Source organism: Caballeronia zhejiangensis (assembly GCF_022879815.1).
Classification (GTDB): domain Bacteria; phylum Pseudomonadota; class Gammaproteobacteria; order Burkholderiales; family Burkholderiaceae; genus Caballeronia; species Caballeronia zhejiangensis.
Map to the genome: position 1 here is coordinate 1,037,993 of NZ_CP084285.1, position 16,685 is coordinate 1,054,677.

Consider the following 16,685-nt stretch of genomic DNA (forward strand, 5'->3'; position numbering starts at 1 on the left):
CGTTGCATTGCATGGCGCATCGTTCACGAAAGCGACACGCCCAGCAACTTGCCGATTCCATATGTGCAAGCGGCCGCGATCATTCCGATCAACGCTTGTCGCACGGCGGAAAACAGCGCGCCCCGTCCATTGAACAGCGACGTGAACACGCCGATGCCCGCAAGCCCGAGTCCGCTCAAAACGATGCATTGCACGATGCCTTCCGTACCGCTTGCCCAAAGAAAGGCGATGGCCGGAATGATCGCGCCCACGGCGAACAACGTGAACGATGCGAGCGCGGCCGTCCAGGGATTGCCGCCCAACTCGCGCGGATCGAGGCCGAGTTCTTCGCGCGTCAGCGTGTCGAGCGCCTTGTCCTTGTCGCGCATGATTTGCGCGGCGACGCGTTTCGCTTCGGCTGCATCGATGCCCTTTGCCTGATAGATGAGCGCGAGCTCATGCCGCTCCGCGTCGGGCATATGATCGAGCTCGTCCTTCTCCCGCGCGATTTGCGTGCGCGCGAGTTCGCGCGCATTCGTGACAGAGAGCCATTCGCCGAGCGCCATCGATGCCGCGCCCGCGATGAGTCCCGCGAACGCCGTGAGCAGGACCGTTTTGCTATCGCTGCCTGCACCCGCGACGCCCATGATGAGGCAAAAGTTCGACACGAGGCCATCGTTCGCGCCGAGCACTGCGGCACGTAAATCGTTGCCCGATGCGACGCCGCGATGCCACGACTCGGCCGCTGCGATCGCACCGCCTTTACTCAGCCCTTTGCTGCGACTCGCGACTTCCTGCACGATATCCGCGTGATGCCGCTCTTCCGCCGACATCTGCGCGGCATCGGGTTGGCCGGCATATTTATCGCGATCGGCCATTTCGTTTGCGGCGACCGAGCGCAACACGAAGTCCGGTCCGAACGCGCGTGCGAGCGTACGCATGATCCGCGTTTTTGCGCTGATGCGATGCGTTCGAACGGACACGCCATTCGCGCGCAATTTCGCGGCCCATATGTCCGCATGACGGCGCTCCGCTTCGGCCAGCTCGGCATAGACGCGCCGCTTGTCGTCCTGCTTTTCCGCTCGTGCGAGCGTGTCGTAGAGCGCGGCGCTGTCGAGTTCGTCCGCGAGATTGGAGGTAAAGCGCTTGAGTTCCGTCTGGGACGCCATGACGTCACCTTTTTCGTTCGTCTCGTTGATTCAAGAGTAAAGACGAACGACATGTCGCGTTGCTAATAGCCCTACGATGCGCGCTGAGTGAGAATTGAATCGCGTCTCATCGTCGTCATTGTTTAGATGGGGCTTGATTGAATCTCGAATGGAGCGACGTGCGAATCTTTCTCGCGACTGCGCGAAGCGGTACGTTCGGCGCGGCAGCGAGGAGCGTGTTTCGCCTAAAGCGAAGATCGTTTTCGGCAGCAACAATCGCGATGCGCAGGCAACGATGTGCGCATCGGGTGCCGGCTATGCGGTATTGCCGTGTCCGTCAGGCGATGCCGATGCGCGCCTCAAGCGCCTCGATGTTGGTGTAGCGCCAGCCGGAAGAGACGTATGGTTGGTTATCACCGCGATCTCAGGCGAGTCGCGCGCTTGCGAGCTTTATTGAACGAAACGATGCCGACGCTAGGCGAAGGTATCAATCGGTATCAATCGATTAGCGATGCAACTAACTGTCCTTTGCACTTATCCACTTCGAATCCGAGCCCAGGCCAGCAAAAGAATCGAATGAGCGAGCAGTCGGAGTTTTAGGCAATCAAAGAACTACTTCAAGGCCGCGCACCAAATCGATGCGTATTAGCGAAGCTATCCGCAGGCGCTACACGATCCAAGCTCGATTTTTAAAGCGGCGCTACAATCCCGATGCCTAAAACCGACTGGCGCCCCACACAGTCGGCTATTTGCGATATCCGCTGAAACCACTCAAAAAGCCGGAGCGCTCATGACCACGCTTTCCATTAACGGCCAGAATCATTCGGTCGATGCGCCACCCGACATGCCGCTTCTCTGGGTATTGCGCGACATCGTAGGACTCACAGGAACCAAATTCGGCTGCGGCATTGCGCAATGCGGTGCGTGTACCGTTCACCTCGATGGCGTCGCGGTTCGTTCATGCGTTTTACCGATTGCCGCCGTTGGCGATCGCAAGGTGACGACGATCGAAGGCATCGGCGAAACACCCGCCGGCAAGAAAGTGCAAGCGGCCTGGCGTTCGCTCGATGTCGTGCAATGCGGGTACTGTCAGTCTGGACAAGTCATGTCCGCCGCGGCATTGCTCGCGACAGTCTCCGATCCCAACGACTCCGATATCGATGCCGCGATGGCGGGCAACATCTGCCGCTGCGGCACTTATCACCGCATTCGCGCCGCCATCAAGCAGGCCGCAAAGGAGGCGTGACATGTCGCAAGGATTGATCGAGGCGGGGCGTCATGCGGCTCGCGCGGGATTGTCGCGCCGCACGTTTCTGAAGTTCGGCGTGACCGCCGGCGTCGCTGCAAGCGGCGGATTGCTGATCGGCTTCAGCTTGCCGGCCGCGAGCCAGGATCAGGGCAAAGGCAAGTCGGTTATCGGAGGCGATGGCGTCGAGTCCGCGCAAGAAGGCGTATTCGCACCGAATGCGTTCGTGCAGATCGACAAGAGCGGCAAGGTCGTGCTCATCATGCCGAAGGTCGAAATGGGACAAGGCGTCTATACCGCGTTGCCCATGTTGATAGCCGAGGAGCTCGAAGTGCCGCTCGATAGCGTCACGATCGATCATGCGCCGCCGAACGAAAAACTTTTCACGGACCCGCTGTTGGGCGGTCAATTGACAGGCGGTTCGACGTCCGTGCGCTATGCGTGGGAGCCGTTACGCAAAGCGGGCGCGGCCGCACGCATGATGCTCGTCGCGGCGGCGGCGCAGGAATGGAAATGCGATCCATCGTCTTGCCAGGCGCAAGGCGGCAAGGTTATGCATGCATCGGGAGAACGTAGCGCGAGTTATGGCGAGCTCGCCGAAGCGGCCGCGAAATTGCCCGTTCCGCAAGACATCAAATTAAAGGATCCGAATAACTTCAAGATCGTCGGCACGCCGGCGAAAAGGCTCGATTCGCCAGAGAAGGTCGATGGCACTGCAATGTTCGGTCTCGATGTGCGCTTACCCGACATGGTGTATGCAGCGATCGTGAATTGCCCCGTGTTCGGCGGAACGCTCGCATCCGTCGACGACAGCAATGCGAAGAAGATTCCCGGCGTGCGTCAGATCGTAAAGTTCGACAATGGCGTCGCGGTGATCGGCGATCATACGTGGGCCGCCAAACGCGGCGCGGCTGCCTTGCAGATTCAATGGAACGAAGGCGCGAGCGCCAACGTATCGACGAAGCAGATCGTCGACGACATGGCCAATGCATCGCAGCGCACGGGCGCGGTGGCGCGTAAGGAAGGGAATGTCGACAATGCGTTTTCCAATGCGAAGACGCGCGTCGATGCGGTGTACGTTCAGCCGTTTCTCGCGCATGCGACGATGGAGCCGATCAACTGCACGGTGCACGTGCGCCCGGATGGTTGCGATATTTGGCTTGGCACACAAGTGCCCACGCGTATCCGCGATGCCGGAATGAAAGCGACTGGCTTGCCTGCGGAAAAGATTCATGTGCATAACCATTTGCTCGGCGGCGGCTTCGGCAGGCGGCTCGAATTCGACATGGCCACGCAGGCGCTCAAGATCGGCAAGGCGCTCGGCGTTCCAGTCAAAGTAACGTGGTCGCGCGAGGAAGACATTCAGCACGACATGTATCGGCCGTGCTATTACGACAAGTTATCTGCGGGACTCGATGCCAACGGCAAGCCGGTTGCATGGACGCATCGCATCGTCGGGTCGTCTGTGCTTGCGCGTTTTGCGCCGCCGGCAGTAAAGGATGGGGTCGATCCCGATGCCGTCGAAGTGGCATCCGATCTTCCGTACGACTTGCCCAATCAGCTCGTCGACTATGTGCGGCTCGAACCGCATGACGTGCCCACCGCATTCTGGCGCGGCGTGGGACCGACGCGTGGCACGTTCGTCGTGGAAAGCTTTATCGACGAATTGGCCGTGCAGGCGAAAGTCGACCCCGTCAAGTATCGGCGAGATCTGCTTGGCAAGTCGCCGCGCGCACGCAACGTGCTCGATGTCGCGACGCAGGCGGCGGGCTGGGGACAGCAATCCGTGCCGCAGGGACAAGGGCGCGGCGTTTCGGTGATGCACGCATTCGGCAGTTTCTTCGCCATCGTCGCGGATGTCGCTGTCGACAAAGACGGCGAGGTGAAGGTGAATCGCATCGTGTGCGCCGTCGATTGCGGCATGGTCGTCAATCCCAATACGGTTGAAGCGCAAGTGCAGGGCGGCATCATATTCGGCATTACAGCCGCGCTCTATAGCGAAATCACGATCAAGGACGGACGCGTCGAACAAAGCAATTTCACCGACTATCGAATGCTGCGCATTCACGAAACGCCGCCGGTGGAGGTGCATATCGTCAAAAGCACGGAAGCTCCTGGCGGCATCGGCGAACCAGGCACAGCGGCGCTTGCGCCGGCTATCACGAATGCGATCCATGCCGCAACGGGCAAGCGATTGAGGCGCTTGCCCGTAGGCGATCAATTGCGTAGCGCCTGAGGAGCCCGTCATGAAGAACGCATTCAAGCCTCTCTTTGCGATGCTGTTTGCATTGGCGTCCTCGGCTCATGCAGCCGACGATGCACTCGTCACGCGTGGCGCCTATCTCGCGCGAGCAGGCGATTGCGTCGCTTGTCACTCGACTCAAAAAGGCAAGCCGCTCGCAGGCGGTTTGCCGATGATGACGCCGTTGGGCGCGATCTATACGACCAATATCACGCCCGATCCGGACACGGGAATCGGCCGCTACACGGAAGAGGACTTCGCGCGCGCCTTGCGCGAGGGCGTTGCGAAGGATGGGCATAACCTTTATCCGGCAATGCCTTACCCTTCTTATGCAAAGATAAACGACGAGGACATGCATGCGCTTTACGCGTATTTCATGCATGGCGTCACACCCGTCAAGCAGGCCAATCGTGAGCCGGACATGAAATGGCCGCTCAATATGCGCTGGCCGCTTAAGCTATGGAACGCGGTCTTTCTGGAAAAGGGCGTTTATCAGAACAAATCCGGAAAGGATGTCGCGTGGAATCGTGGCGCTTATCTCATTCAGGGACTCGGACATTGCGGCTCATGCCACACGCCGCGGGGCATCGCATTTCAGGAAAAAGGACTCGACGAAAGCAATAGCGCCTATTTGACGGGCGGCTTGCTCGATAACTGGTTCGCTTCCAACCTGACGGGCGAGCACAATACTGGCCTCGGGCGCTGGTCGGAGCAGGACATTGCCAGCTTTCTCAAGACGGGCGCGAACGCGCACGCGTCTGCATTCGGCTCGATGACGAGCGTCGTCAACAACAGCACGCAGATGTTGAGTGACGACGATCTTGCCGCGATGGCGCGCTATTTGAAGTCGTTGCCCGCGTCGGGGGGCAATGGCGGACCGCGCTATTCATATGATCCCAAAGCGACGAAAGTGTCCTTGTCGCGTCCGGCCGCATCGGATTCGGGAGCGCGGGTCTATACCGCCTATTGCTTGCATTGTCATGGTGCGGACGGCCGTGGCTTCGCACCCATGCTTGCGCCGCTCGCGGGCAATCCAAACGTTCTGGAAAAGGATGCATCGTCGCTGATCAACGTGACGCTGAACGGCACCGGCGATCTGGTTATCGGCGGCGTGCCCGCGCCTTACCCGATGCCGCGCTATGCACCCGTGCTGAACGATCAGCAGATCGCGGACGTACTTACTTTCATCCGGGGCGCGTGGAACAACGGCACGCCGGCTGTGCAGGCATCGGACGTGACGAAGATGCGCAAGGCGACGCAGTGAGTGTATGGGTCAGGAAGAAAAATCGATGACATCCAGGTGAATCGAACTGGATGGATGCGCGAGGAATTTGCGATGCACACGTGCACTGATGCGCTCATAACCATCGCTCAGGGCTTTTAGCAAGCGCTCGTCGCTTGCTCCTGTCGGTGCCCAAAAGCACTGTTCCAACGCCTTGCGCGTGATGTTGCATTGAATGGCCTGCTCGCGAGAGAACGCGACGAAGCTGACGGAGGCGCGGTCCGCCGAAATAGTGGCATGGATCAGGAGCTTGCTCGTCATGGTTCGACAGGAGAGATACGTTTCGCTGAATTTTATTGTGTCAGAATTTGGTGAACTCGCGAATCCTCGAATGAGCGGGAAACGTGCGCAAACGGCCAGAAGCAGGCGTTTTTCGCTTCAAGGCGGTTCCAACGCGGGGACAAACTTCATATGAATGAATCGAACGTTCGTATTCGGCGTTCACCGACGTTAAAGATTTGCGGAGTAGTCTGAGGTGCAACCTGCGGGATTCGACGCCGCGCGAGATCCCATACCGGCAACAACGGCGGGGTTGTCCATGAATGTCCATGAAAAATGAAAAGAAAAGCATGCTCAGGTGTACTACTCTAGGAACGATCATCCGAAGCGGCGCGGCACACCGCATCAGCAAGCGGGTCGTGCGGCGCATTCCCGGAACTTCACCGGCAACGTCTACGCGGCTTCTGTTGCGGCGGGCGTTGTCGCCAGCAGGAGCGGAACATGAAGCATCCATCGTTGATGGATCCCTGGAGCCGTACCCTGGCAATGCTCGACAGCCTTCCGAACCGCCCTTCGGAAGCGAACGAGAAGCTCTCACTGATGACACGACCGCTCGTACGGAATGTCCAAGGCAAGACCGCATGCATCGGATCCACCGACGGGCATTGCGTCAATATTCGCGTGCTGGAGCGCTTGAGCGAATCGACGCTCTCGCTATCCTGGCACGATCCCACGTCGTTCAATTACTCGGAGCAGGTCTGGGCCCTTTGCACTGCCCGCAAGCGCGGAACGTGTGCCTTGAGCGGTCAGGCGATCAGGCGCGGACAGCCTGTTTATAGGCCGAGGCGTGTCGGCAGTTCGGTCCCGCTCAATAGCGGCGCAATGATTCTGGCGCTTGCGCTCACTCCGGCTGAACAGGAAGCGAGCCTCGTTTCCGAGTGATCGGCTTTCGTCCGCGAGACGCGTGCGCGAAGCACGCGTCTGTGGCCATGCGCGACCTGCCTTGATGATCCAAAGGGATGCGTTATCGCGTATCGTCTGATGAGCGGACGATGACCAAGCTCGTTCAAGTTCAGGTGTATCTGCGAGCGCGCTAACGACATCTGCGTTTTTCTTGCAAGAGCGCTTGGCTTGGGCGTTATCCATATAAGATCTGCAAAGGATGGCAATCGTGCGTCGCGCGGACGCATTACATTGCTCATTCCATTCGCCGCTTGCAGAAATCTATGGGAGGAGTTATGGCCACATTGGCACAGTTGGAAAGCCAGATTCAGAAATTGCAGCGTCGCGCGGATGTATTGCGGGAAAGAAAGTCGATCGAGGTCATCGCCAAAATTCGGGCAATGATGGACGAGTTCGGCTTGACCATTGCCGATCTCGCCAAGGCCGGTTCAGGCACGCGAAAAACACGCGGCCGTCCTGCGGGTTCTGGTCAATCGGCCATTTCCAGAAAAGGAGCGACCAAGTCCAAGTTGCCGCCGAAATATCGCGACCCGGAATCGGGCGCCACCTGGAGCGGACATGCTCGTCCGCCCGCTTGGATCAAGGATGCGCCTGACCGCAGCGTGTATCTGATCAATGGTGCTGCCAGCAAGAACGGCGCGCGCAAAAGAAAGAGTGCACGGAACGCCGCTGCCTAAAGGTAAGGGAAGGCTTAGGCGAGCAAGGGACTGCGCACGCGGGAAAAACCGCTTGCCCGATCATAAGCAAGCCCGATCTGCAATACGCCAAGTTCGCCTTGCGTCGGTCCAATGATTTGCAATCCGGCCGGCAAGCCGCCGGCACCCAATCCGGCTGGCGCGCTTAGCGCGGGCAGCGATGCCATCGTCGCCGGAACGACGGTCTCCATCCAGCGATGATAGGTATCCATCTCGCGGCCGTCGATAACATGCGGCCAGTCCAAGTCCGCATCAAACGGAAAGACCTGCGCCGAAGGAAACACGAGATGGTCAAAACGATCGAATAGCGCATTGATTGCCTGATACCAGGCCGTCCGATCGCGAATTGCACGGGACGCATCTTCTCCCGATAACTTCAGACCTCGTTCAATCTCCCATACCGCTTCCGGTTTGAGCAACTTTCTCTTGGCGGCGTCGCGATAAAGCGGCGCATTGGTGCCGGAGAAGGTAAGGCTGCGCAAATCGATCCAGGCTTTCCATAGACAGTCGAGATCAAAGTCGATATCGGCAGCCTCCACGATGCAGCCCGCCGTTTCGAAGTGACGCAGCGCCGATAAATACGTCTCCATCAAACCCGCTTCCATCGGCAGATGTCCGTTCAGGTCGCCGAGCCAGCCAATACGCGTGCCGCGCACATCGCGCTCGAGCGCGTTCGCGAAGTCGGCGGGCTTGTCGTTTCTGCGTGAAAGAGGCGCGCGGACGTCGAAGCCGGCCTGTACCGACAACAATAGTCCCAGATCGGGAATGGTTCGCGCGATCGGCCCGGCGACGCTGAATTGCTGGAAGAAGACGTCGTCGCTTGGCGCATACGGCACGCATCCTGGCGTCGTGCGAAAGCCGAAGACGTTATTGAATGCAGCGGGCGTGCGCAGTGAGCCCATCATGTCGGTGCCGTCCGCGAAGGGCAGCATGTGCAACGCGACGGAAACCGCCGCGCCGCCGCTGCTTCCGCCCCCCGAACGCGATTGGTCGAAGGCGTTGCGCGTGGTCCCATACACCGGGTTATAGGTATGTCCGCCCAAGCCGAATTCCGGCGAATTAGTGCGGCCAATGAATATCGCGCCCGCGTTGCGCATGCGCTCGAAGATGACGGCGTCCATCTTCGAAAGTTCGCCTGCATAGAGAGGAGAGCCTTTCGTCGTGACCATTCCCGCGACGGGAAGGATATCTTTGGGCGCTTGTGGAAAGCCATGCAGAGGTCCAAGGCTCTCTCCGCGGGATAGCTGTGCATCGCGCTCGGCGGCGAGAGAGCGTAGTGCATCGCGATCCTGCATCGCAACGATCGCATTCACGACAGGATTGAAGCGATCGATTTGCGCGAGATAGGCGTTCATCACTTCGACGCACGAGACGTCGCGCGCATGAATTGCTCGAGTCAGCGCGATAGCTTCGAGCGAAACAATATCCTTATCGGGCGTTGAGACGGACTTTGCGTCGAGTGCGGTCATGGCTATGTCGTGAATGGCAGACGGATTCAGCAATGAAACTCGGGAAGAACATGTGCGGCGACTTCTTCGATGATATCGCGCGCGGCTCGTCGTTCCGATGTGATGTTGAGCGTCACATGATGCGTTCCGTTCTCGCGCATCTCGCGCAAGAGCGCAACGAGCGCGCGACGTCCCGTGCGATAGCCGAGCGATATGTCGACAGCGGGTTCGTTCGCATCTTCGCTGAGATCGAGCCGCATTGCGACGCCGAATGCACGAAAAGCGCCGGACGTCGCGCGATCGACCGCAGCACGCCACATGCTATATCGCCCGCGCTGAGCTTGCGGCTCGCGATGATAAGTCATCCAGCCAAGCGAATGACGCGCAATCCAGTCGACGCTCTGACCGCCCGAACCGACGGCGAGCATTGGAATGGAAGTGTTATGGCGAGGCAAAAGATAGAAGTCGGGCGCGCCTCGAGGTGCATGATCGGGGATCACGCGAGAGGGCACGGTGACGGCAGCGGCGAGCGTTTCCCAATGTTGCCTGTACAGATCGCGCCGTGTATCCGGATCGCGGCCGAACGCGGCGTATTCCGGTGGACGATCGCCTGAACCGACGCCCAGTATGAAGCGTTGCCGAGACAGGGCGTCGACGGAGATTGCGCCTTTGGCGACATGAAGGGGATGTCTGAGCGTCAACACGATTGCGCCGCTGATGAGCGCAATGCGTTCCGTGTTCGATGCCAGCGCGCCGAGCAGCACCCAAGGGTCGAGATGTCCGACCGGATCGGGATACTCGATACTATTGAGCGGCACGTCGCGGACCCAGAGCGCACGAAAGCCGAGCCGGTCGGCCAGCCGCGCCAGCGATAGCTGTTCGCTGTAGTCGACGACGCTATCGTTATCGCGCGTGATCGGCAGCGTGATGCCGATAGAGAGCTTGTCTTGCGCGAAAACCGAGTTCGCGATCGGAGACGACATTGGAGTGTTTTCGCTAGCGTTCATGACACGCGTTGCGTCGAGGAAAGGGTCCGACGCTGATGGTATCACTGCCTTGATAAACGATGCCCGGCGCGATAAAGCACCAGGCATCGTTGAAGCGCGAGTCTTTAAGCAGCGGGCACTAGGCTGCGCCGAGTGACGATCGATACGACATACGTGACGATGACATTCACGACGAGTGCAATCAGGCCGATATAGACCGGCCACGAAGCATCACCGAGATGGACGACATAAACCGGCTTGAGGCCTTGCGAGATCGCGAGGCCGGTGCCCAGCACGATACCGAACAGCCAACCCAGAAATAGGCCGGGCGTGGTCAATCGGCGCGTATAGAGCGTGAACACGATGGCCGGGAATATCTGCAGAATCCATACGCCGCCGAGCAACTGCAGGTCGATCGCATACTGTGTCGGCAGGAACACGATGAATAGCAACGCGCCGAATTTCACGACGAGCGATACGAGCTTCGCCGTCGATGCTTCAGCCGTGGATGACATGTCAGGCGATACGAGTGGACGCCACAAGTTACGGGTGAACAGATTCGCTGCGCCGATCGACATGATCGCCGCCGGCACGAGTGCGCTGATCGCGATAGCCGCAGCCGCGAAGCCCACGAACCACGAGGGAAACAGCGTGCCGAACAACGCCGGCACGACATCCGATGCCGACTTCACATGCACGCCCGCCGCGATCGCCATATAGCCCAGCAGCGCGATCAAGCCCAGAAGCAGCGTATAGGCTGGCAGGAAGATGGCGTTCTTGCGCACCGTCATCGCGGATGAAGACGAGAGCACGGCCGTCATCGTATGCGGATACATGAATGCGGCGAGCGCGGAGCCGAGCGCGAGCGATGCATAAGCCGTGAATTGTCCCGGCTTGAGAATGATGCCCGTCGGGCCACCTTTCGCCTTGAAGTATTGATCGGCCGAATCGAATACATGCGCGTAACCGCCCAGCTTCAAAGGAATCAGCCATACCGCCGCGATCACGACGATATAGATCATGATGTCCTTCACGAAGGCGATCATCGCGGGGGCGCGCAGCCCGCTCGTATAGGTATAAAGCGCAAGAATCACGAATGCGATGATGAGCGGCAGTTCGCCCGTCACGCCGAGGCCCTTGATGACAACTTGCATGCCGACGAGCTGAAGCGCGATATAGGGCATCGTTGCGACGATGCCCGTGATCGCCACCGCAGCAGGAAACCATTTGCCGCCGTATTCGCCCTGCACGTAATCGGCGCCCGTGATGTGGTTTTTCGCATGGGCGATCTTCCACAGTTTGGGCATCACCGCAAACACGAACGGATAGACGATGATCGTATAGGGCAGTGCAAAGAAGCCATACGCGCCGACCGAATACACAAGTGCCGGCACGGCAATCACGGTATAGGCCGTATAGAAATCGCCGCCGACGAGAAACCATGAAATCAATACGCCGAACTGGCGGCCGCCGAGGCCCCATTCGTGAAGCTGTGTGAGATCGCCTCGCTTCCAGCGCGCGGCGAAGAAGCCGACGACGGTCACGAGCACGAAGAATGCGATGAAGATGGTCATCGCGACCGGATCGACTGGCGTGAGATCGTTCATTTCAGGCCCCTGTGCACGATGTAAAGCAGGAGCGAAGTGAGCGGCACCCACAAGAACTGATACCAATAGAAAAACGGAAAGCCCGCGAAGGAAGGCCGTGTGTCGTTATAGAACGGCAGCCAAAGCAGTGCGACGTAGGGTATAAAAAGCGCAACCCAAAGCCATGGGCCACGGGGCGCATCGTTATCGGATTCCAAAGCTATTCTCCTCGTGAATCGGCGCTGATAAGAACTTGCCGGCGCGCGGCCTCCGCGAATGTTCTGCCGATGGGAGTGAGCGCCGCGCCGCGAACGGCTGCGCATTATCCAACTAATTCGCTTTTATTGCCGGACGCCTAAGAGATGGAAAGGGCTTGTGCCAATCGATGCTTACGCAAGGCTTTCCGCGTCCGCCGAATTCGACGAATCGCCGATAGCTTTGGTCATTTCATGCCTTCAAAAACGCGCGATACATGCTTACGAAGTTATGACGCGCGGAGAACTCGCTCGCATGCCGGCGAGCATCGCGCGCTTGCCGCCGAAGCCTGCAAGCTTGCGATATTCGAATCCGCTTTCGATGAGTGCGCGTTTGACAATGCCCGCGCTGGTGAACGTGGCGAAGGTTGCGTCGTCTTTTGCCATGCGCGCCAGCGAAGCGAATACGGCGGGCGTCCACATGTCCGGATTCTTGGCTGGCGCAAAGCCGTCGAGATAGATGGCGTCCGCTGCAACGCCATGATCGGCCAGGCGTGGCAAGAAGTCGGCGGCGTCGCCATAGCCAAGCGTCAACCTGACCGCGCCGGCAACGAACGTTCGCCGATGCACGCCGCCTTCGAGCAGAGGCCATGCGCGAATGAGCGCGTCGGCCAGCGGCGCGATAGCGGCATCGTCGATGATCGCCGCGTGCGCCGCGCGTAGATCGTCTGCGCGGAATGGATGCTTTTCTATCGATACGTATTCGAGCGTCGGCGGCCGATGTGCATCGTCGAGCCACGCGGCCCACGTCGCAAGGAAATTGATGCCCATGCCGAAGCCGGTCTCGAGCACCGTGAAGCCATGCTTGCCGCGCCAGCGCGCGGGCAAGTCATTGCCATCGAGAAAGACATGGCGCGCCTGAGCCAGCGCGCCCGCCGCGCTGTGATATATGTCGTCGTGACGCGGCGAATACGGGGTTCCGTCACGGAACACGAGCGATGCCGGAATCAGCGGCGCTTCCATCGTTCAGGCATCGGGCGACGATTGATCGAGCGTGATGCCCAGTTCGCCTGCCATTTGCTGAACCATTGCGCGCAATTGCGTGACTTCATGAGCAAGGCGCTTTTGCTCGGACTTCAACGCTTCGAATTCGGAAAGGGAATAAGATTCGCCGCCTTGAGTTTCGCGCGAAGGCATATCGCTCAAGCTTACTTCGCCGCAAAGCAGATGCATCCAGCGGCTTTCGCGCTCGCCCGGTGTGCGCGGCAGCTTCACAACACGCGGCGGATCATTCGCGGCGAGTTCATCCAGAAAGCTCTCGACCGATGATATATCCGCGAACGAATGCAGCCGCGCACTGTTCGCGCGCAACTCCGCCGCGGTTTGCGGGCCCCGCAGGAATAGCGTGGCAAGTAGCGCAACTGACTGACTCGGCACGCCGAGCACGCGGTTCACGTTATGTTCGAAGCGCGGCACACGGCTGCTGCTGCCTTCGATGACGAGACTCAGGCGTTCAAGGCCATCGATCGTCGTCAGCACTTCGTCCTCGCTTACGCTCATCACCGGGGCGCGTGCGGTCTTCTGATTGCATCCCGCGGTTAGGGAATTCAACGAAAGAGGATAGGTGTCAGGCACGGTATGCTGTTTCTCGACGAGCACGCCGAGCACGCGGGCTTCAAGCGGCGTGAGTTCGCGCAGTGCGGGACGGGGTGTGGCTTCAGAGGGCGTGTTCATAAGCGTGATTGACGTGCAGTAAGACGCCTATCATACCGGCGCCGCAGGAAGCTTCTGTCATTCACGCACCTCGATGCAGCATGAAGTTCATCCAGCGCACGTGCATTGTCCGGCAGCGATGCGCTGTTTTGGTGCAAAAGATCGCGACGGCGTATTCGTAGCGTGCTTTATATAAGGAGGCGAACCGCTTTAATCATTGGCATCGAAGTTGCTTTTTCTGCATCGGCACTGGGCTGCCCGCGCAATCGATGCTTCACACAGCAATGGTGTGACGGATAAGTGAGCATCGCGCTTCGAGGTCGCCTATCGACGTACCATGCGGTCGGGTGCGTCGCGTCTTTCGGGCTCTTCAAGCGTTTGCGAGTGCAACCAGAAATACGAGCGAAGGGGAATCGACGCCCCGGCATGCACTTCATTTGGAAGACCGGCTATGACGCAAGCATTCTTCAACGAGATGTTCGAGCGCAGCGATCTGGAGGCGCGCGGGTTGCCGGCGGTGGCATTTCGCGGCGTGGGTGATCCACGCACGCATTACCGCGATTTCATGGCCTGGCTTTCCGCTCAAAGCGAGCAGCAGATCGATCTCAAACGCGCCGAAGCGGATCTCAACTTCAGGCGTGTCGGCATAACCTTCGCGGTCTACGGAACGAGCGATCTGCCCGGCATCATTCCGGAGCGCACGATTCCATTCGATGTCATTCCGCGCATCTTCCCCGCCGATGAATGGCGCGCGTTGGAGCGCGGCCTGCGGCAGCGCGTGAACGCGCTCAACCGCTTCATCCACGATATCTATCATCAGCAGGACATCATTCGCGCGGGCATCATTCCCGAGGCGCAGATACTCGGCAACGCTCAATATCGTCCCGAGATGCGTGGCGTCGATGTTGCGCGCGATATTTACGCGCACATCGCGGGCATCGATATCGTGCGAGCCGGGCAGGGTGAGTTTTATGTGCTCGAAGATAACTTGCGCGTGCCATCGGGCGTTTCGTACATGCTCGAAAACCGCAAGATGATGATGCGGCTATTTCCCGATCTATTCGCGCGCAATCGCGTGGCGCCGGTGGCGCACTATCCGGACTTGCTGCTCGATACCTTGCGCGCGGCCGCGCCCGCGGCAGTCGAAAATCCGACCATCGTCGTGATGACACCGGGGATGTATAACTCGGCTTATTTCGAGCACGCGTTTCTGGCGCAGCAGATGGGCGTCGAACTCGTCGAAGGGCAGGATCTCTTTGTCGAGAACGATTATCTGTATATGCGTACGACACAAGGGCCGCAGCGCGTCGACGTGATCTATCGCCGCATCGACGATGATTTTCTCGACCCGCTCGTGTTCCGGCCGGATTCCGCGCTCGGCGTGCCGGGTTTGATCGGTGCATACCGCGCGGGTAACGTCTCGTTATGCAACGCGGTGGGGACGGGCATCGCGGACGATAAATCGATCTATCCGTATGTGCCGGACATGGTGCGCTTTTATCTCGGCGAAGAGCCGATTCTCAACAATGTGCCGACGTGGATGTGCCGCAAGCCGGATGATCTGAAGTATGTGCTCGACCATCTTCCCGAACTCGTCGTAAAGGAGACGCATGGCGCGGGCGGTTACGGCATGCTGGTCGGCCCGGCTTCGACCGCGGCGCAGATTGCCGAGTTTCGTGCTGTGCTCGAAGCGCATCCGGAGAAGTACATCGCGCAGCCGACGCTCGCACTTTCCACCTGTCCGACATATGTGGAGACAGGAATCGCGCCGCGTCACATCGATCTGCGTCCGTTCGTGCTATCGGGCACTGAAGTGCGAATGGTGCCGGGAGGCCTGACGCGGGTTGCATTGCGGGAAGGTTCGCTCGTCGTGAATTCATCGCAAGGCGGTGGCACAAAAGATACGTGGGTACTCGAGCGCTGAGGTCAGTCATAAATAAAGCGCTGCGTCACCAAAGACAACGACAAACAACCGGGATCACCCATGCTGAGCCGTACCGCGGATCATCTCTTCTGGATGGCGCGCTATACCGAACGCGCCGAAAACACCGCCCGGATGCTCGATGCGAACTATCAGCTCTCGCTTTTGCCGCAGTCCGATGAGTATGCGGAACTGGGATGGCGCGCGATGTTGTCGATATCGGAATTGAGCGGAATTTATTCAGCCGCGCATCACGGCATGAAAAGCCGCGACGTGATCGACTTCATGGCCCGCGATCTGTCGAATCCTTCGTCCATCGTCAGTTGTTTGCGTGCTGCACGCGAAAATGCGCGGGCCGTGCGCAGTTCGACCAACAGCGAGTTATGGGAATCGCTCAACACGACGTGGCTCGACTGTCAGCGCATGCTTGCCGACGGCATTCTCGAGCGCGAACCCTATACGTTCTTCGAATGGGTGAAGTTCCGCTCGCATCTTTCGCGCGGCGTGCAGCTCGGCACGCTCGTAAAGGACGATGCGTTCTATTTCATGCGTCTCGGCACTTTCATCGAACGGGCGGACAATACAGCGCGCATTCTCGACGTCAAGTTTGAAATGATGGAACAGCGCGCGGATACTTCCGCACAGCCGTTCGATTATCACCATTGGGTGGCAGTGCTCGGTTCGGTATCGGGTTTTGAGGTGTATCGCCGCGTTTATCGCGATGTCATTACGCCCGAACGCGTGGCGGGGCTGCTGATTCTTTATGGCGACTGGCCGCGTTCCCTTGCAGCGAGCATCGCAGAAGTGGAGCAGTTGATCGGCCACGTGACGAAAGGGCGGGATACGGAAGCGGCGAGGCTCGCCGCGCAATTGAGTTCGGAACTGAAGAACGGGCGCATCGTCGACATCCTGAAAGGCGGATTGCACGCTTATCTCGTGGATTTCCTCGCGCGCGTGAACGATCTCGCAGGCCGTGTGAGCCGCGACTTTCTGTTGCCGATCGAGCCGGAACCGCCGATGCAATCGCAAACGCAGTCGCAGTCGCAAAGCAAAGGCTGAGCGC

At 59.2% G+C, this 16,685-nt stretch carries 14 protein-coding genes and 1 pseudogene; 7 read left to right on the forward strand and 8 right to left on the reverse strand.

Going from position 1 to position 16,685, the window contains the following annotated elements; genetic code table 11:
* Positions 1-23: 23 nt before the first annotated feature.
* On the reverse strand, positions 24-1,148 hold the full coding sequence (locus LDZ23_RS25900) for a VIT1/CCC1 transporter family protein (protein WP_008347784.1): 1,125 nt from the start codon (positions 1,146-1,148) through the stop codon (positions 24-26).
* Positions 1,149-1,917: 769 nt separating this feature from the next.
* Here LDZ23_RS25900 and LDZ23_RS25910 point away from each other — a divergent pair.
* Genes LDZ23_RS25910 through LDZ23_RS25920 form a run of 3 tightly spaced genes read left to right on the forward strand, consistent with a single transcriptional unit; the run spans position 1,918 to position 5,879 of the window.
* Positions 1,918-2,373, forward strand: coding sequence for a (2Fe-2S)-binding protein (locus tag LDZ23_RS25910; RefSeq protein WP_008347788.1), 456 nt, complete (start codon positions 1,918-1,920; stop codon positions 2,371-2,373).
* Between the two features lies 1 nt (position 2,374).
* Positions 2,375-4,609: a xanthine dehydrogenase family protein molybdopterin-binding subunit gene (locus LDZ23_RS25915; protein ID WP_008347790.1), complete on the forward strand. Its 2,235-nt coding sequence runs from the start codon at positions 2,375-2,377 to the stop codon at positions 4,607-4,609.
* Positions 4,610-4,619: 10 nt separating this feature from the next.
* On the forward strand, positions 4,620-5,879 hold the full coding sequence (locus tag LDZ23_RS25920) for a c-type cytochrome (RefSeq protein WP_008347792.1): 1,260 nt from the start codon (positions 4,620-4,622) through the stop codon (positions 5,877-5,879).
* Positions 5,880-5,888: 9 nt separating this feature from the next.
* Here the strand turns inward: LDZ23_RS25920 and LDZ23_RS25925 are convergent, their stop codons facing one another.
* Positions 5,889-6,158 carry a DUF1488 family protein gene (locus LDZ23_RS25925; RefSeq protein ID WP_008347794.1) on the reverse strand — a complete coding sequence of 90 codons (270 nt, stop codon included), beginning with the start codon at positions 6,156-6,158 and terminating at the stop codon, positions 5,889-5,891.
* Between the two features lie 459 nt (positions 6,159-6,617).
* Between LDZ23_RS25925 and LDZ23_RS25930 the strand changes: the two genes are divergently transcribed.
* Positions 6,618-7,058, forward strand: a complete 441-nt coding sequence (locus LDZ23_RS25930) for a DUF3331 domain-containing protein (protein ID WP_008347795.1) — start codon at positions 6,618-6,620, stop codon at positions 7,056-7,058.
* 296 nt (positions 7,059-7,354) lie between these two features.
* Positions 7,355-7,756: an H-NS histone family protein gene (locus LDZ23_RS25935; protein WP_008347797.1), complete on the forward strand. Its 402-nt coding sequence runs from the start codon at positions 7,355-7,357 to the stop codon at positions 7,754-7,756.
* 14 nt (positions 7,757-7,770) lie between these two features.
* On the opposite strand, the gene LDZ23_RS25940 is transcribed toward LDZ23_RS25935, so the two are convergent.
* The 6 genes and pseudogenes from LDZ23_RS25940 to LDZ23_RS25965 all read right to left on the reverse strand — a co-directional run bounded on the left by LDZ23_RS25940 (position 7,771) and on the right by LDZ23_RS25965 (position 13,722).
* Positions 7,771-9,243: an amidase gene (locus tag LDZ23_RS25940; RefSeq protein WP_008347799.1), complete on the reverse strand. Its 1,473-nt coding sequence runs from the start codon at positions 9,241-9,243 to the stop codon at positions 7,771-7,773.
* Positions 9,244-9,269: 26 nt separating this feature from the next.
* Positions 9,270-10,205 (reverse strand): LLM class oxidoreductase, encoded by a 936-nt coding sequence (locus tag LDZ23_RS25945; RefSeq protein ID WP_008347800.1) that lies wholly within the window; start codon positions 10,203-10,205, stop codon positions 9,270-9,272.
* A gap of 128 nt (positions 10,206-10,333) precedes the next feature.
* Positions 10,334-11,815: a monocarboxylate uptake permease MctP gene (gene mctP / locus LDZ23_RS25950; RefSeq protein WP_008347801.1), complete on the reverse strand. Its 1,482-nt coding sequence runs from the start codon at positions 11,813-11,815 to the stop codon at positions 10,334-10,336.
* On the reverse strand, positions 11,812-12,012 hold the full coding sequence (locus LDZ23_RS25955) for a DUF3311 domain-containing protein (protein WP_008347802.1): 201 nt from the start codon (positions 12,010-12,012) through the stop codon (positions 11,812-11,814). The genes mctP and LDZ23_RS25955 overlap by 4 nt, the downstream gene beginning before the upstream one ends.
* A gap of 270 nt (positions 12,013-12,282) precedes the next feature.
* Positions 12,283-13,011: pseudogene (gene mnmC2, locus LDZ23_RS25960) on the reverse strand (tRNA (5-methylaminomethyl-2-thiouridine)(34)-methyltransferase MnmC2); the annotation flags it as partial.
* 3 nt (positions 13,012-13,014) lie between these two features.
* Positions 13,015-13,722 (reverse strand): YceH family protein, encoded by a 708-nt coding sequence (locus LDZ23_RS25965; protein ID WP_244808261.1) that lies wholly within the window; start codon positions 13,720-13,722, stop codon positions 13,015-13,017.
* Between the two features lie 430 nt (positions 13,723-14,152).
* Between LDZ23_RS25965 and LDZ23_RS25970 the strand changes: the two genes are divergently transcribed.
* Together LDZ23_RS25970 and LDZ23_RS25975 are read left to right on the forward strand one after the other, a co-directional pair.
* Positions 14,153-15,625, forward strand: coding sequence for a circularly permuted type 2 ATP-grasp protein (locus LDZ23_RS25970; RefSeq protein WP_008347805.1), 1,473 nt, complete (start codon positions 14,153-14,155; stop codon positions 15,623-15,625).
* Between the two features lie 60 nt (positions 15,626-15,685).
* A complete protein-coding gene (locus tag LDZ23_RS25975; protein ID WP_008347806.1) occupies positions 15,686-16,681 on the forward strand; it encodes an alpha-E domain-containing protein in 996 nt (331 codons plus the stop codon).
* The last annotated feature ends 4 nt before the right edge of the window (positions 16,682-16,685 follow it).

Bases quoted from the DNA above. Each gene is read 5' to 3' on its own strand.
- mctP (WP_008347801.1), bottom strand. From the start codon at position 11,815: ATGAACGATCTCACGCCAGTCGATCCGGTCGCGATGACCATCTTCATC.
- LDZ23_RS25970 (WP_008347805.1), top strand. From the start codon at position 14,153: ATGACGCAAGCATTCTTCAACGAGATGTTCGAGCGCAGCGATCTGGAG.
- LDZ23_RS25900 (WP_008347784.1), bottom strand. From the start codon at position 1,148: ATGGCGTCCCAGACGGAACTCAAGCGCTTTACCTCCAATCTCGCGGAC.
- LDZ23_RS25915 (WP_008347790.1), top strand. From the start codon at position 2,375: ATGTCGCAAGGATTGATCGAGGCGGGGCGTCATGCGGCTCGCGCGGGA.
- LDZ23_RS25920 (WP_008347792.1), top strand. From the start codon at position 4,620: ATGAAGAACGCATTCAAGCCTCTCTTTGCGATGCTGTTTGCATTGGCG.
- LDZ23_RS25930 (WP_008347795.1), top strand. From the start codon at position 6,618: ATGAAGCATCCATCGTTGATGGATCCCTGGAGCCGTACCCTGGCAATG.
- LDZ23_RS25925 (WP_008347794.1), bottom strand. From the start codon at position 6,158: ATGACGAGCAAGCTCCTGATCCATGCCACTATTTCGGCGGACCGCGCC.
- LDZ23_RS25945 (WP_008347800.1), bottom strand. From the start codon at position 10,205: ATGTCGTCTCCGATCGCGAACTCGGTTTTCGCGCAAGACAAGCTCTCT.
- LDZ23_RS25965 (WP_244808261.1), bottom strand. From the start codon at position 13,722: ATGAACACGCCCTCTGAAGCCACACCCCGTCCCGCACTGCGCGAACTC.
- LDZ23_RS25975 (WP_008347806.1), top strand. From the start codon at position 15,686: ATGCTGAGCCGTACCGCGGATCATCTCTTCTGGATGGCGCGCTATACC.
- LDZ23_RS25940 (WP_008347799.1), bottom strand. From the start codon at position 9,243: ATGACCGCACTCGACGCAAAGTCCGTCTCAACGCCCGATAAGGATATT.
- LDZ23_RS25935 (WP_008347797.1), top strand. From the start codon at position 7,355: ATGGCCACATTGGCACAGTTGGAAAGCCAGATTCAGAAATTGCAGCGT.
- LDZ23_RS25910 (WP_008347788.1), top strand. From the start codon at position 1,918: ATGACCACGCTTTCCATTAACGGCCAGAATCATTCGGTCGATGCGCCA.